General features: G+C 70.7%; 15 protein-coding genes. 14 read left to right on the forward strand and 1 reads right to left on the reverse strand.

From position 1 onward, the window contains the following. On the forward strand, positions 1 to 393 hold a 393-nt coding region (locus tag G3I42_RS30470), incomplete at its 5' end, for a tetratricopeptide repeat protein (protein WP_164281816.1). 137 nt (positions 394 to 530) lie between these two features. Further along, positions 531 to 1,457: a DUF5655 domain-containing protein gene (locus tag G3I42_RS30475; protein WP_164281815.1), complete on the forward strand. Its 927-nt coding sequence runs from the start codon at positions 531 to 533 to the stop codon at positions 1,455 to 1,457. Between the two features lie 100 nt (positions 1,458 to 1,557). Here G3I42_RS30475 and G3I42_RS30480 read toward each other — a convergent pair whose 3' ends face one another. After that, positions 1,558 to 2,304 carry a site-specific DNA-methyltransferase gene (locus G3I42_RS30480; protein WP_164281814.1) on the reverse strand — a complete coding sequence of 249 codons (747 nt, stop codon included), beginning with the start codon at positions 2,302 to 2,304 and terminating at the stop codon, positions 1,558 to 1,560. A 548-nt stretch (positions 2,305 to 2,852) separates the two neighbouring features. Between G3I42_RS30480 and G3I42_RS30485 the strand changes: the two genes are divergently transcribed. The 12 genes from G3I42_RS30485 to G3I42_RS37955 all read left to right on the forward strand — a co-directional run bounded on the left by G3I42_RS30485 (position 2,853) and on the right by G3I42_RS37955 (position 15,529). Next, entirely contained in the window at positions 2,853 to 3,956 is a 1,104-nt protein-coding gene (locus G3I42_RS30485) for a C40 family peptidase (RefSeq protein ID WP_164281813.1), read from the forward strand. 88 nt (positions 3,957 to 4,044) lie between these two features. Continuing rightward, positions 4,045 to 4,353 (forward strand): DUF6112 family protein, encoded by a 309-nt coding sequence (locus tag G3I42_RS30490; RefSeq protein ID WP_164281812.1) that lies wholly within the window; start codon positions 4,045 to 4,047, stop codon positions 4,351 to 4,353. Beyond that, a complete protein-coding gene (locus G3I42_RS30495; protein WP_164281811.1) occupies positions 4,353 to 5,054 on the forward strand; it encodes a hypothetical protein in 702 nt (233 codons plus the stop codon). Before G3I42_RS30490 ends, G3I42_RS30495 begins: the two co-directional genes overlap by 1 nt. A gap of 33 nt (positions 5,055 to 5,087) precedes the next feature. Next, positions 5,088 to 6,476, forward strand: a complete 1,389-nt coding sequence (locus tag G3I42_RS30500) for an ATP-binding protein (protein ID WP_164281810.1) — start codon at positions 5,088 to 5,090, stop codon at positions 6,474 to 6,476. Positions 6,477 to 6,549: 73 nt separating this feature from the next. After that, complete coding sequence (locus G3I42_RS30505; protein ID WP_164281809.1) at positions 6,550 to 8,019, forward strand: SCO6880 family protein; 1,470 nt, start codon at positions 6,550 to 6,552, stop codon at positions 8,017 to 8,019. A 26-nt stretch (positions 8,020 to 8,045) separates the two neighbouring features. Then, positions 8,046 to 8,498 carry a DUF6238 family protein gene (locus G3I42_RS30510; protein ID WP_164281808.1) on the forward strand — a complete coding sequence of 151 codons (453 nt, stop codon included), beginning with the start codon at positions 8,046 to 8,048 and terminating at the stop codon, positions 8,496 to 8,498. Between the two features lie 40 nt (positions 8,499 to 8,538). Continuing rightward, positions 8,539 to 10,053 (forward strand): ATP-binding protein, encoded by a 1,515-nt coding sequence (locus G3I42_RS30515; protein ID WP_164281807.1) that lies wholly within the window; start codon positions 8,539 to 8,541, stop codon positions 10,051 to 10,053. A gap of 177 nt (positions 10,054 to 10,230) precedes the next feature. Beyond that, complete coding sequence (locus G3I42_RS30520) at positions 10,231 to 10,917, forward strand: hypothetical protein (RefSeq protein ID WP_164281806.1); 687 nt, start codon at positions 10,231 to 10,233, stop codon at positions 10,915 to 10,917. A 116-nt stretch (positions 10,918 to 11,033) separates the two neighbouring features. Further along, positions 11,034 to 11,840: a hypothetical protein gene (locus G3I42_RS30525; protein ID WP_164281805.1), complete on the forward strand. Its 807-nt coding sequence runs from the start codon at positions 11,034 to 11,036 to the stop codon at positions 11,838 to 11,840. Between the two features lie 92 nt (positions 11,841 to 11,932). Then, complete coding sequence (locus tag G3I42_RS30530) at positions 11,933 to 12,640, forward strand: hypothetical protein (RefSeq protein ID WP_164281804.1); 708 nt, start codon at positions 11,933 to 11,935, stop codon at positions 12,638 to 12,640. Positions 12,641 to 12,667: 27 nt separating this feature from the next. Next, on the forward strand, positions 12,668 to 13,165 hold the full coding sequence (locus G3I42_RS30535; RefSeq protein ID WP_164281803.1) for a hypothetical protein: 498 nt from the start codon (positions 12,668 to 12,670) through the stop codon (positions 13,163 to 13,165). A gap of 1,143 nt (positions 13,166 to 14,308) precedes the next feature. Beyond that, positions 14,309 to 15,529, forward strand: a complete 1,221-nt coding sequence (locus G3I42_RS37955) for a hypothetical protein (protein WP_239096170.1) — start codon at positions 14,309 to 14,311, stop codon at positions 15,527 to 15,529. Positions 15,530 to 15,533: the final 4 nt, after the last annotated feature.

Genomic DNA, 15,533 nt, shown 5'->3' on the forward strand with positions numbered 1-15,533 from the left:
GCGGGTGAGGAGGGCCGGGCCCTCCCGCTGTACGAGAGCGCTCTTGCCGATTGCGTGCGTGTCCTCGGGCCGGATCACCCTGACACGCTGGCCTCTCGCAACAACCTTGCGGGCGCCTACCAGTCCGCGGGTGATTTGGGCCGGGCCGTCCCGCTGTTCGAGAGCGCTCTTGCGGATCGTGTGCGTGTCCTCGGGCCGGATCACCCCGCCACCCTGGCCTCTCGCAACAACCTCGCGTGCGCCTACCAGGCAGCGGGTGATTTGGGCCGGGCCGTCCCGCTGTACGAGAGCGCTCTTGCGGATCGTGTGCGTGTCCTCGGGCCGGATCACCCCGCCACCCTGGCCTCCCGCGACAACCTGGCGTGCGCCTACCAGGCAGCGGGAGGCTCGTAATTTCACTAGTAGCTCCCGCGCTCAAGGCTGGATGACACTGCACAAGGGCCGAAGGGGCCCCCTCCGTGCCCCAAGGTGGAATATCCGTGGCCGCGCGTTGATTGGTTCCCGTGCGGAGATCACGGGAGGAGCTGCGGGTGGCCGAGCTGATGTTGTTCCGTCAGGGTGCGGACGGGCGGGACGTTGAGCTGGTGGGTTCGGCGGTGGCGCTGGAGGTCGAGCTTCAGCGGCGGGTCGAGGCAGGGCTGGAGGCGATGCTCGGGGTGCGGTTCCTGGCCTCGGAGTACGCGACGGGTCCGTGGCATCGGGGTCGGATCGACACGCTCGGGCTGGACGAGACCGGCGCCCCGGTCGTGATCGAGTACAAGAAGGGCTCGGACAGCGGCGTGCTGTCGCAGGCCGTCTCGTACATGACGTGGTTGCGCTCGGCGCGGCACGAGTTCGCGGCACTGGTGCGTGACGTGCTCGGCGAGGAGGCAGCCGAGAGCATCGACTGGTCTCATCCCCGGATGATCTGTATCGCAGCGGCCTTCTCCCACCACGACCGCGTCGCCGTGGACACCGTTCCCGAGCGGATTGACCTCCTTCGCTACCGCGTCTTCGACGGGGACCTGTTGAGCCTGCTGCTGGAGCACTCCTCGCCCGGCGTACCGCACCCCAGTGGGGTTCGGCGCGGAAGAGAGCGAACCGCGGTGGCCCCGAAGCCGTCTGCCGTCCCCGTTCCGTCGGCGCGATGCTCCGCTCCAGCCTGCCTGGAGGACCTGTACGGCGAGCTGGACGAGGCGCTCACCGCGTGGGGCGACGTCGAAGTCACCCCGCTCCAGCACTACATCGCCTACCGGCGCCTCGTGAACATCGCTTCCGTTCTGTTCCGCCCGGGGCACAAGGCGATCCTCACGTACCTGCGCCTCGACCCCGACACCGTCGAGCTTGAGGACGGCTTCACACGCGACATGCGCGGCATCGGGCACCTCGGGACCGGGGACCTGGAGGTCCGCATCGGATCGCCCGCCACCCTCGAGAAAGCGCAGCCCTTGATACGACGGGCCTTCGAAGCGGCTTGACCCGCGCGGAAGGGCGGTTGGAGCACCGGACTCGCTGGTGCTCCAACCGCCCTTCGCCGTCTGCGGTCCGCGCTTGCCGGCCGGAGCCCGGTTCTCGGGCTCATTCCTCGGGCCCGACGAGGACGAAGTCGTCCTGGGTCAGCTCCGCGCGCAGCCGCCGCTCGGCGATGTCGGCGTAGTGGGTGGAGAGTTCGACGCCAAGGAAGTTGCGGCCTTCGCGCAGGGCGGCGACGCCGGTGGAGCCGCTGCCGGTGAAGGGGTCGAGGACCGTGCCGCCCTCGGGGCAGACCTTGACGAGCTGCCGCATGATCTCGACCGGTTTCTGGGTGATGTGGACGCGGTCTTTGCGGGGCTGTGAGGCGATGTAGTGGCCGGGGAGGTAGAGGTCGCGGGTGTTGTCGAGGGTGCCCTTGACGCCCCAGGTGACGAGCTCGGTGTCCTGCTTGGGGCCGCCCTTGCGGGGGCGGCTTGCGGGCTTGATCCACGAGATGGTCCCGCTCCACGTCCACCCCGCCATCTGGAGCGCGTCGGTGGTGGTGGGTTCTTGGCGCCAGTCGGAGAAGACCATGGCAACGGAGTGCTCGGTCGCCGCGCGGTACGCCTCGGTGAGCAGCGCGGTCAACCAAGCCCGGTAGGAGCGCTGGTCGCGGTTCTCGCCCGGGAAGCTGGCGAGGTCGTGGGCGCTGTTGCTCGTGACGTACTTCGCGCGTGCGGAACGTCCGGTGCGCTCCGAGCTGGTGCGCCCTCCCGAGTTGTACGGGGGGTCGGTGATGACCGCGTTGACGCTTTCGTCGGGCAGGGTCTTGAGCACCGTGAGGGCGTCGCCTCGGTGCAGCGTGTAGCTCATGTACGAGCCCTTCCTGGGCGGTTGGGAGGTGGAGCCCCGATCCGGTTCGGGTGCGAGGCAGTGCGGGTGCGCCGGAGAGTAGCCGTCTTTCCCGGCCGCGCCCCGCGTGGATGCCGGCCTTCCCGGGCTCGTTTGGTGCGGCCGGATTCCGCGTCTACTGTCCTGCCAGTTCTTCGGAACGCAGCCCCGCTGCAACCCCGTTGACCTGTGTTTTCCCGTGCTGCTCAGTCCAGGGGAGGCGCGGGCCGGAGGGAAGCGGGGCGTTCCGCGAGTGGTGAGGAGGCGTGGATGTATCAGCTGAGATTACGAGCGCGGCTGGCTGCCGCGCGTGACCTGTGACCGGCGTCCGGGAGCTACCAACTCCCCGATCCGGGTCCGCCTTCGCGGCGGATTCAAGCGGTGCGGTGCCGACGGCTTTGCACGAGAAGTCGGCACCGCGCCCTCCTACGTACCCGAGGAGCCGCTGCCATGCAGCACGTCCTGACACACCCGTGTCCGCAGCCGAGTTCGTGGGCGGCCCGGCGCCGCCCCGGTGAACGGCGGCGGCCGTGAAGAAGACGGCGGGCGCCCTGGTCGGGCTCGCCGCCAGCGGCGCTCTCGCCGTCGCCCTCCCGATTCTTGCCGTCACCGCCGCCGACGCCGATTCCTCCACCTGCTCGGCCGGTGGTGCACAGGCTGTGGATACAGCAGCCGTGGCCGCGCAGGTGAGGAAGGTTCTCGACGGCGCGGACGGGAAGCCCGTCTCCGTTCCGGGGCTGGACGATCCCGCTGGGCAGGTGCCCTACGCGAGGACGATCCAGGCGACCGGCGTCGCGATGAATATCCCCGCGCGAGGACAGGTCGTCGCGCTGGCCACGGCGCTTCAGGAGAGCGGACTGCGCAACCTCCCGTATGGCGACCGCGACAGCCTGGGTCTGTTCCAGCAGCGGCCGTCGCAGGGATGGGGGGCGACGAGCGAGATCCTCGATCCCGTGCACGCCTCGACGAAGTTCTACGAGGCGCTGGAGCGGGTCGCGGGCTGGCAGTCCCTGTCGGTCACGCAGGCCGCGCAGGCGGTGCAGAAGTCTGGCTTCCCCGAGGCGTACGCGAAGTGGGAGCCGCTGGCGTCCGCGCTCCAGAGCTCGATCGCACCGCTCCTCGGCAAGGCACCCGCCTCTCCCGACGCGGGTAGCGCCGCGTGCGCGGAGGGCGAGGACGGGAGCGGATTCGGCGAGATCCCGGCAGGTGCCGTCCCGGACGAGTACGAGATCCCGGCCGATGCCCCTCCGAAGGTCCGTACGGCGATTCGGTGGGCGCTCGGCCAGCTCGGCACCCCTTACCAGTGGGGCGGGACGTGCGCCGACGCGCACGGCTCCGATCCCATGGGCCGCTGCGACTGCTCTTCCCTCATGCAGCGCGCCTACGCCGCTGCGGGCGTACGGCTGTCGCGGACGACGTACACCCAGGTCAAGGAGGGTAAGCCCGTCCGTTTCGATGCTCTGCGGCCGGGCGACCTCGTCTTCACCGAGGGCACGGCCGCTGTGCCCGAGCACGTGGGGATGGTCATCGGCCACGGCCTGATCGTCAACGCCCCGCACACCGGTGACGTGGTCCGTATCGCCTCGCTCGCCTCCTGGAAGCCGCAGATCCTCGCGGCCCGCCGGGTCCTCTGACCCGCACGCTCCCCTCCCTTCCTCTCTCCTCGCTCCGCCGATCGCCCATGCGGGCTTTGGCGCGCAGCAAATCGAACTGGAGTTCGTTATGCGCCTTGCCGACACGCTGCTTTATCTCGCCTACGACCCCGGGATCACGCCGAACGAGGGCGGGCTGCCGGGCCTGACCGTGCTCAAGAAGGTGATGGGCTCGCTCAACCTGTTCGGCATCGTGGCTGTGGTCGGCGCGCTCGTCGTGAGCGCGGCGGTCTGGGCCTGGGGTCACCACTCCGGCGGTCACCAGGCCGAGGCAACCGGCAAGAAGGGGGTTCTGGTCTCGGCCGGTGCCGCGCTTCTGCTGGGTGCCGCAAACGGTGTGGTGGCGTTCTTCAGCACGCTGGGGACGCAGGTCCACTGATGCCCACCATCTCCCCGAGCCCGCGCGCCACTTCGGGCGTCCGCCGCAGGGCGCTGCTCGGCGCCGCCGTCCTCGCCATCCTCCTCGCCACCACGGGACTGACCGCGTACCTCACTCGCGATGGCAACGAATCCTCTGCAGCCAAAGCCGTGGCAACTCCTTCGAGTTCGTCCGCACCGTCCTCGCCGAGCCCGTCGTCCCCTTCCCAGTCGGCGGCGACGCCGGACGGGCGCGGCGTGCCCCTCCCCGCGCCCCCGGACACCCGCGATCCGGTCGGGTTCGCGAAGGCTGCTGCCGCCGCGCTGTGGTCCTACGACACTCGCGCCTACTCCCACGACGAGCTGGTGGAGGCGCTGCACGGGTGGCTCACCCCGGAGCCGAAGTACGCCGACGTGGCTTCGGTCGACGCGGTCGTCCCCTCGGCGGCGCTGTGGAAGGAGCTGGCCGCGAACGGGCAGTTCGCCACCGCGACGGTGAACGAGGGTCACTTCCCTGACGCGTTCAGCAAGGCGCTGCGGGAGAACCCGGGATCGATCACGCAGGCGTACGTGTACGCCGTCACGGTCTCCGGCAAGCAGTCGATCGCCTGGAAGGGGGCGCCCGCCGGGGGCGCGGAGAGCCGGGCGATCACCCTCGCCGTCCAGTGCCGGCCCTCCCGCGCCTGTGTCCTGGCCGGGGTCCTGCCCGCCGTCACCCCCTGACCCGAACCGGCTCACACGAAAGGAGTCGTCCTCATGGGCGTCTGCGATCTCCCGCTGATGGACAAGGTGTGCGGGGCCGCCGACTTCGCCACCGACCCCGCCGGGGCCGTCACCGACCGCATCGGAGCCTGGATCGCGAAGTCGGCCGCCGAACTGGCCACCGCGGCTGCCGACCTCGCCGCCTCGGCCGTCGACACGACCACCGCGATCGACCTCAACGCAGGATGGTTCCGGGACAACTACGAGCTGATCCTCCCGATCGGACTCACGCTCATCGTCGGCACCTTCTGTATCCAGCTCGTCTCTGCCGCCTGGCGACGGGACGAACGCGCCCTCGCCCAGGCCGTCATGGGGACCGTCGTGGGCGTGCTCTTCAGCTTCTGCGCCGTCGCCTTCACCTCCGTGGCCATCACCGTGGTCGACGCCCTCTCCGACGGGCTCTTCGCCACGGCCAACACCTCCATCGAGGAGGCGGTCCGCCGCGTGGTGAAAATCCAGCTCGTCGGCTCCACCTACGGCATGGGATGGGGAGTGTCGGCCCTGGTCGGCTGGGGCTGCGCGATCGGCGCCTTCCTGTACTGGGCCGTGATGGTCGCCCGCAAGGTGGGCGTTCTCGTCCTCGCCACCCTCGCGATCTTCGCCGGGGCTGGGGGCGGCTGGGAAGTCGCCAAGCGGTGGCGGCGCGGCTGGATCGAGGCAACCGCCACGCTCGTCGTGAGCAAGCTCTTGATGACCGTGGTGTTCCTCATCGGCATCTCGGCGATGGGCGAGACGGACACGAACGGCGGCCTGGCCGCGCTCTCGGACGCGATGGCCGGGATCGTCGTGATGGTCCTGGTCCTGCTGTGCCCCTACGCGACGTACAAGTTCGTGCACTGGGCCAGTGACGGCGGGGGCCACGACGACCTGCACCGCACCGGCGTGGCGGGCGTGGCGGTCGCCGCCGGAGCCGCGAAGACCGCGGGCACCCTCGCGATGCAGTACGGCACCGGCGGCATGTCCACCCCGGCACCGCAGGGCCCTGCCCAGGTCCCGGGGGCCGATGGCCAGGGCGTTGCCTCCGGGATCAGCCCCTCGGGCGGCAACCTGAGCAAGGAGGGCATCGACGGCGGGGCGCCCCAGCCGCAGACCCGCTTCCGCTTCGGCGAGGACCCGGACGCCACGGGGGACAAGGGCCGTCCGCTCATCCAGCGCCCCGGCCTTCCCCCGCTGATCGTCCGGCCCAGTGCTGCCGAAGCTCCTGCCACGGAGCCCGAGGACGACGCGGTGTCCGCCGTGCCTCCGGCCGCAGGGGGCGGCGACATGGGAAGTGCGCCCGCCGCTCCGTCACCCGCCGAGCGGCCGTCCGCCCCCGGTGGCCCCTCGCCCGAGGGAGAAGCGCCGTCGCGCTGGATGTTCCCCAAGCAGCCCCCGCCCGCCTGACCGTGCCCAATCCCGGGGGCGGGCCCGTGCCCGCAGGCCCGCCCCCCTTTTCCGCCTCTCCTCTGGAGCCGTCATGCCCGCAAAGAGCCAGGCCCCCGCCGGGGCGACCGTGAAGTTTCCCCACCGCAGCAGGCGCGGCATCCTGCTCGGCCTCACCGCCCCACAACTGATCACGACCGCCCTCGGCGGCCTTCTCCTCCTCGCCGTAGTCATCACGCGCGGCGTGGTCGGCGCACTCGAACTCCTCCCGCTGTGGGGGCTGCTCGCCCTGATCGTGTTCGCCCGGCACCGGGGACGCACCCTGGCGGACTGGGCCCCCGTGGTCACCCGCTACGCCGTTCGCCGGGTGCGCAGGCAACTCGTGTGGCTGACCCGGCCCGCGCAGCGCCCGCGTCGCGAGGGCCTGCTGCACCTGCCCGGTACGGCGGCGAGTCTGCGGGTCGTCACCGCTCCCGACGGCCGCTATGGGGCCGTCCATGACCCGCACGCCGCGACGCTGACCGCCGTGGTGAAGGTCTCCTCGCGTGCCTACGCGCTGCTCGACCCTGGCACGCAGGCCGCGAACGTCAACGGGTGGGGCCGCGTCCTCGCCGCGCTCGCCCGCACCGGGCACGTCGCCCGGATCCAGGTCGTCGAGCGGACCGTCCCGGACTCCGGGGACGCGCTGCGCCGCTACTGGGAAGAGCATGGTCACCCCGACGCCCCGCTCGCGGGCGGCCTGTACGAGGAGCTGATTCAGAGCGCGGGACCGGCGGCGGCACCGCACGAGGCGTACGTCGCACTGAGCCTTGACACGAAGGCCGCCCGGCGCTTGGTGGGGCAGGCAGGCGGCGGCCTCGCGGGGGCCTTCGGCGTGCTGGCGCAGTTGACATCGACCTTCGAGCAGGCCGCACGCGGTGCCGGCCTCACCCCTACCGGCTGGCTCACCTCCACGGAGCTCGCCGCCGTCGTCCGCACCGCATACGACCCCAACGCGACGGCGGCGCTGGAGCGTTGGTCGACCGCAGGCCGCCCCGAGACAGATCCCGCAGCCGCCGGTCCCGTGGTGGTCGTGGAGCAGGGCGAGCACATCCGTACCGACTCCGCCTTCCACACCACCTACTGGGTGGAGAACTGGCCCCGCACCCAGACCTCGGCCGGATTCCTGCACCAGCTCCTGTTCACCGGCGGCGTGCGCCGCACTCTCTCGCTCATCTACACGCCCAAGGCACTGGACGCCGCGTTGCGGGACGTACGGCGGCAGAAGTCCGGCGTGCTCGCGGACGCCGCCGAGCGTGCTCGGCGTGGCCAGGTCGGCTCGGAGGCGGACACGATCGAGTACCAGGACATCACCGCTCGCGAAAGGCAGCTCATCGCCGGGCACGCCGATGTCGCCCTGACCGGCCTGCTGACCGTCTCAGCCGACACCGAGGACGAACTGCGCTCCGCGCGCGCGGTCGTGGAGACCGCAGCCGTCAGCGCACAGCTCGACCTGCGCCCCCTCACCTGGCAGCAGGCCGAAGCTTTCACCGCCGCCGCCCTGCCCCTCGCTCTCGCCGCCTAACCACTCCCTCCCCGAGAGAGCACCTCATGACCGCTCCGGCCCACGCGACGCCGCAGGACTTCGTGCCCTTCGCGACCGCCGCGCTCGACTTCCACCGCTGCCTCAACATCCCCGGCGGGCCCCTGGTCACCAGCCGCGCTGAACTGGACGCCCTGCACGCCCACCTCATCTCCCTGCACGCCCTCCTCGACGCCCACACCATGCGCACTCACTCGCTCGTCGAGGCCGAGGGCGGCCACCTCCAGGCCACCCGCACCCGCCTGTGGCAGGCCGCCGACCACCTCCACGCCGCCTACCACGCCGCTCCCCACCCCACGTCGGGCGAACTGCCCGACCGCGAGGCGTGCCGCAACCCGCTGCCCGAGGGTGCCCCCGAGCTGACCATCTGCCGCCGCCACCAGGAAGCCGCCCGCCTCGTACGCCGCCGCACCACCCCGGCCGACCTCCACACCCCCTACACCGGCCTCACGAACCACTGACCCGCCCCGGACCCGCCCACATCTTCGTCAGGAGAACGCCATGCCTCGCGTCCGTGCCAGTGCATCACCCGTCTTCACCCCCCGCAAGGCATCCCGTGCGCAGCAACGGGCAGCGCGGACGGGCTTCGCCGGGGCGCGTCGCCAGGCCCGCCTCGCCACCGCCCGTCCCGTACGCGAGGGCACGGACGACGAGGCCGCCGAGCTGCGGCCGACCTATCCCGCCTCCGGGCGCCCCGGGGCCGCTTCGGCGCGGGGCGGGAAACTGCGGCTTCCCGCGCACCGCATGACCACGGCGACCGCGAGCGGCGCCTATCCCTTCCTCGCCGAGGGCGGCCTCGGAGCCGACGGCATCTTCGTCGGCCGCGACGTCCACGCCGAAGGCGCCTTCTGCTTCGACCCGTTCACCCTCTACAACAGCGGGCGCATCGAGGGCTTCACCAACCCCAACACCGTCCTGGCCGGGATCATCGGCATGGGCAAGTCGGCTCTCGCCAAGTCGCTCGCCACCCGCTCCATCGCCCACGGCTACCGCGTCTACGTCCCCTGCGACCCCAAGGGGGAGTGGACGCCCGTCGCGCAAGCCCTGGGCGGGCAGAGCATCGCGCTGGGCCCCGGCCTGCCGGGAAGGCTCAACCCCCTTGACGCCCCGCCCCGCCCCGCATCGGTGAGCGAGGACGTCTGGCGGACAGAGGTACGCACCCGGCGCCTGCTCCTGCTCGCCGCCCTTGCGCGCACCGTGCTCGGGCGCGAACTGCTGCCCATGGAGCACACCGCCCTCGACCTCGCCCTTGACCTCGTCGTCTCACAGGCCGATGCCGCCGGCGTCGAGCCACTGCTCGGCGAGATCGCGCACACCCTCGGCTCGCCAGACCGTCTCGACGACGCCCTCGGCAACCACGCCGGGCACATGGGCCCGGCCGCCCAGGACCTCGCCCACGCCCTGCGCCGCCTCGTGCGCGGCGACCTCTCCGGGATGTTCGACGCACCCACCACCGTGGCCTTCGACCCGGGCACCCCGATGCTCTCCATCGACCTGTCCCGCCTGGGCAACGGCACCGACGACACCGCGCTCGTCCTCGCGATGACGTGCGCCTCCGCCTGGATGGAGAGCGCGCTCGCCGACCCTGACGGCGGCCGTCGATGGGTCATCTACGACGAGGCGTGGCGCCTCATGCGCCACGTCGGCCTCCTGGAACGCATGCAGTCCCAGTGGAAGCTCTCGCGTGGCTTGGGCATCGCGAACCTCATGGTCATCCACCGCCTCAGCGACCTTCTCAGCGCGGGCGACGCCGGATCGCGCGGCCGGGTACTCGCCGAAGGGCTCCTCGCCGACTGCTCCACCCGGATCATCTACCGCCAGGAGCCCGACCAACTCGACGCGGCGGCCCCCCTTCTCGGCCTCACCGGCGTCGAGACCCAGGCCGTCTCCGCCCTCACCAAGGGCCGGGGCCTGTGGAAAGTCGCCGGCCGGAGCTTCATCACCCAGCACCTCCTCCACCCCACCGAACGCGACCTCTTCGACACCGACGCCCGGATGTCTTCATGGCCCAACTGAAGGCTGAGCAGCGCTACTTGGCGCCCTACGGTGACCTGCGCGCATCACGGCCCCCTCGTCGTCGCCCGGCCAGAAGACGCACAGAGGCGCCCGCTTCCCGTCCTCCGCGCTTCCTCCGTCCGCTCTCGCTCCGCTGCGAGCCCGGCGAGGGCCCGCACACCACCCGAGGCCCACCACATGACCGATGCGAACACCACCCCGACCGAAGCCCCCGGCCCGGAGCCCGCCGACGAGCACTCCTGGACACGACATGTCCCCGCTCTGGCCGCCGCAGCCGAGAGCATCACCCGCGCCTCCGACGCCTGGGACGCTGTCTCGGACTCCCTGTGCGACGAGGACGGCTGGCCCCTCGACGAAACCCGCTACGCCGACCGCAAGGTACGCCGCGACGCCGAGGCATGGGCCGGTGTCGAGACCTTCCTCGCTCACGGCGACGAAGTCCTCAGCGGCGTTCGCGCGAACGCCCAGGGAGCCGACTACCTGGACGGCCCGATCAGCACCGACCTGAGCGTGCTCCGCGGGATCGACACCACACTCGAACGGGCCGCCGAACTGCAAGACGAGTGGGCCGAGGCCGTCACCCACCTCAACCCCATGCCCTCCAAGTACCGAGACCTGTACGAGACCCGGGCCATCGAGTTGCGAAACAGCGAGGGGTGGCACTACGCCGACCTCCTGTCCTCACAAGGAGCCGCGCTCGCTCGCGTGGGAGCCCACCTCGCAAGCCGAGCCGATACCCCGGCGACGCCCAGCGAGCGTGTCCGGGCCGCACTCGCACGATCGGCCACCCCAACAAGCGACGCGCCCACCAGCCAGCGCGTCTCCGGGCCCCCGTCGCCGACGGCGCCAAGGCGCACCCGCTGACGCCGCCCTCTACCACGCCTTCCCATCCCGTCCCAACCGGCTAATCGGGGAATCCTCTTCCGCCACACCACCTCCCGCTTCGGCGGAGGACACCGCCCCACCCTCTGGAGGGCTGCATGGCCGTCGAATTGCCTCTCATCACCTTCGAACGTGAAAACCACCGTGTCACCGCGCGACGCAGCGCACTCCTCGCCCAGACGCCCTCAACTCCGGCAGAGGCACACTCCGAGGCCATCGCGGCCAAGGCCGCAGAATACGAGCGCACCATTGCCGCCACCTTGCACCGGGCGGGCTTCATCCGGGTTGATGGTCCTGGCGGTCCCCACCACCAGTTGCCCCTGGGCATAACGGACCCGGCGGAACAGCGCGCCACGACGACCCTCGCCTACGACCTGCTCGAAGCACAGGGCATAGAGGTGCGGCTCGCCCGTGAGCTGCTCGACCCAGAATTGGAACTCCGCCACCCCGGGTGGGACTTCGGAGACTGGCTCGGTGAACTGCGGGACCGAGTAGCGGTAGCGGGCCACACCAGCGAGGTCGTCACCGCGCTGAGCGAGCTGACCGCTCCCGGAGACGGGGTCCTGCAACGCGTGAGCGAGGTCTTGGACACAGCCGCCGCCCGGTGTGACGAACTCAGCACCCCCGCAGACCGGGACCACGCGGCGCGCCTTCGTTTCCTCGCCGCCGCGATCGCCTCGCACAGCCAGCAGATCAGCGCCGTGCGTCGTACTCTCGCCGACCGACACACGGCCCTTCCGGCGAAGGGCACCCTCCAACAGCCCTGCGCTCCGGAGGCCACCCCCTCCGTCCGTGTCGAGGCTGCCCTCTCTACCTCCCCCCACGCACCGCGAAACACGGCGAGCCCTCTGTCGGTCACCCCTGCCTCGCCCCCTGGCTCTCGCCCCAGCGCCCCGAGGCGCTGATCGTGCCGCGCGCCACCGAGCGCCCCGCGCCCCGCAGAACCATCCCGCTCCGCGAAGGCGCCCCCGCCGACTCCGAAACGGATGGAACCACCGTGCCCGCTCTCTACGATTCGCCTCCCGACTTCACAGTCGGCCATCACCCCCGCCACGGGATCGTCGCCACGGTCGCGAAGGACTCCACGCTGAACGCGTGGATGCTCAACGGCTTTGGCTTCCATGCCGTGCCCGACGAACCCGCTCTGTTCGCGCTCGCCGACCAGGCCCGTGACGGCACCGCCCGCGCAACGCGTGCCGTCACGCTCATGCGCAACGCGGGTTACGACGTCGCCGCCGATCTCGCCTACGAGCCCACACCCCCAGCCGCACGAGCTGCCGACCGCGCCGCCACTCCGAGCCCGGTGCCGACCGTCGCCTTCGCCGAGCACCCCCAGCTCGGCTTCATCGCCGCCACCGACGACCAGCTCGACAGCGAGCGAGCGGGCCGTGTCCTCCACGAGCGTGGGTGGTTGCATCAGGAGACGCTGGACATCTACGTGCTTCCGCAACCGGACGGGCGCGGCCCGGCCCTGACCACACTCGCGGACACCACGCTGGCCCTGAACGACCGCGACGTCGGCATCGCCATCCAGCCTGACCTTGCTCAGGAGGTGCTGGCCCACGAGGTATGGGTGCGCGACGAGTCCAGGCTCGCGCCGACCACTGGCCCACGCACTCTTCCACGCACCACCCCGGCCGCTGGGCCCGGCGCTGCCACAGCCCCGGTGCCCCCGCCATCCGCTTCCTCCCCGCACCATCGCTGACCCGACTCACAAGGAGGCCGCCCACCCATGTCCGTGAAGACCATCTGGCACATCGAGCACGCCTGCGGCCACCCGGCGGACCGGGATCTGTCCAACCGTCCGGCCGACCGCCGTGCGGGCTTCGCCGAGTGGCTCGCGACCCAGGAGTGCACCGACTGCTGGCGTGCCGCCAAGCAGGACGACGAGCAGGAAAGGGCCGCCTGGCTCGCCGCAAAACGAGCCGAGGAACAGGCAGAATCGGACGCCTGGTCCCAGCAGTACGAGATGCCCCCGCTCGATGGGACCGAGCGTGCAGTCCCCTGGGCGGTGCGCTGCCGCCACCAGCTCATGACCGCCGCGTTCACGGCGCTCGTCCTGGAGGGCGAGACGACAGAGGCGCAGTGGGAGCAAATCGAGGACGCGGCGCGCACGGTGACCCGCGCCGGCTGGTGGCTCGACCAGCGCGCCTCGGACCCAGAGGACTTGCCCGAGCTGCTCCAGGCCGCCACCGATGCGGACAGGAGTTCCGAGAATCCGTTCTTCTGACCAGGACGGCGCTTTACCATTTCTCCCTTCGTGAAGAGGGCCGAAACCCCTTACCTAGGGCGAGGGTCCTATGTCAGCTTGCGCACAGGACGCCCCGCCTACGCGCCCAAGCAGCCGCAGCCAGGCATGCGAACGTATGAACACCTGGACGGACAATCACGCCACGCAGTTGCTGGAGGCAACCCGGAACGTTCCGGGTTGCCCCCACCTGCCGCCCCGCAGATTCATAGAATTAAGCAATTCGGCCCAGGGCCTGGTGTCATTGGCTATCCTCCGAGACAGGGTCCATCCCCGCGCGTGTGGGGAGCGGCCTTCTGGACCTGCTCACAACGTGGAACTTCGGGTAGGGAAGGAGGCCGAGGCAACCGCCAATGCCTCGCCCGCCCGCAGGAGTGCCACCGTTAGCGCGGTGCTTCTCCTGTCCATGAACAGTTGCGCGTCGTCCGCCCACGGCGCCGACCAAAAGCGCGGGCCGCGGTGCGCTAACACCGCGGCCCGTCACGTCCGGTGACCAGCAATCACCGTGACGTGTTGCGCCTAGCGGCGCATGGCTGTGTCCACAGTCAGAAAGGGGGTCCGGGCTGTCAACTGCGCAGCTCTTCGCATACTCGGTCGTAAATTTCGAGTAGCAGTCGTCCGACTGCGGCGAAGAATGAACGCCGGTTCCAGTCCGGATCCTCTTTCGTACGGCGAACGCCCCTGCGTCCCATGACGCCTCCCGTTGCAGTGCCTACATTGGCGCACACTGAAGGAACGGCGTAGGGAACCCAAAAGCCCTGCCTGGCTTGACCATAGAAGAGCGCGGGCGGCCGCGGGGCACTATTCGCAGAACTCCATCGCACCGGCCGTTGGTGCTGACGTCTCAGTAATTGCGCCGAGTTGGTTCGGATGGCCTCGGGCTAGGGGCCGGGTCGAACGACCCAATCTAGTGGTCCTCTCGGGGCGCTGAGATTCACGGCGGTTTGGGGACGCTGAGCAGACGTGGCACGTCGTGCCGTCACCCAGTCTGATTGGTACGGAGCATCGTCACGGTGTCCCTACTACCAGCCTTTCTCGGCCCGGCCAAATCCCGGATTTCGCGGAACCTCTCCTTCTGGTAGCCCGACCGGGCTCTTTTCCCGCCACCCCTCCGAGGTCGTCGCCTTGTTCGTCTCTCTGCACCGTGCCCGCAGCACTGTGGATACGCTCGCCTACCTGCTTGGCCCAGGCGAGCGCGGCAACCACGACAACCCACGCCTGATCGACGGCGATGGTCACGGCGCCCCGCTCGCCATGTTCGCGGAGTCGCTCTCCCCGCCCGTCCTCGCTCAGGTCCTCGACGCGCCCATCGAGCGACTCGGCCTCCGGGCTCCGCCAGAGCCCGTCTGGTTGTGCTCGGTGCGCTCCGACCCCCGGCATCAGGACCCGCACGACACGCAGTGGGCCGCAGTCGCCCGCCGCCTCGTCGACACCACCGGCTTGGCTCCCGTGGGTGATCCGGACGCCTGCCGGTGGCTGGCCCTGCGAAGTCAGCCCCGTCGGATGGACATCGTCGCCACCGTCGCCCGGGAAGACGGAGGTCTCCACGCCTCCTACCGCGACGCCTTCCGCCTTCAGGCCGAGTGTCGGCGCATCACCAAGGACCTGGGCCATCTGCCCGTTCCCCGACCGCAGGAGAAGCCCATGCCCGCCCCCTCCATAGCCATCTCCGCCGAGATCAGCGGCAGCGTCGTCGCCCACGGGGCGAGCGACGACCTGTCCGCCGCCCTCCTCAAGCACGCGGGCTTCCAGCAGATTCAGGACTGGCACGGCCGCCGCCACCGCCTCGCCTCCACCACCCCCGCCGACGAGAGCCGCGCCATCGCCACGTATGCGGCCCAGATGCTTCGGGCGGCCCGCTACGAGGTCCGCCTCGACCCCACCCTCGACGCCTCCACCGAGATCAGCCCGACCAATCCGCTCGGTCCGTACAAGACCGGAAGTGAAATCCTCCGGCTCACCGATCAGGTCTGGGCCGCGCCGGACGGGCAGAGCCTCGCCCGCCCAGTAGAGCACCTGATTCACCCCCAGCATGGCGGGCTGGAACGAGTCCGGGAGGCGCTGGAAGCCGTTTCGGCTCGGCTGGAAGAGCTGGACGACGAGTCATTCGAGTTGCGCGACCGCTTCGAGACGGCTGCCGAGTTCCTGACCGCAGCCCAGGCGGAACTCACCGATGCCGCGACCGTGGTGCGCAACATCGCACCACCCCCCGCCTCCCAGAGGGCTGCCCTCGCCGTTTCGCCCTCAGCCGCTGACGCGTGCGTTACCCCATCCCCCTCTGCCACAACTGCCCAGAGCCAGGCGCCCTTCCCCACAGCGCACACGCCCTCCCCCCGGGGCCGGTGACACC

The organism is Streptomyces sp. SID11385 (assembly GCF_010548245.1).
Taxonomy (GTDB): domain Bacteria; phylum Actinomycetota; class Actinomycetes; order Streptomycetales; family Streptomycetaceae; genus Streptomyces.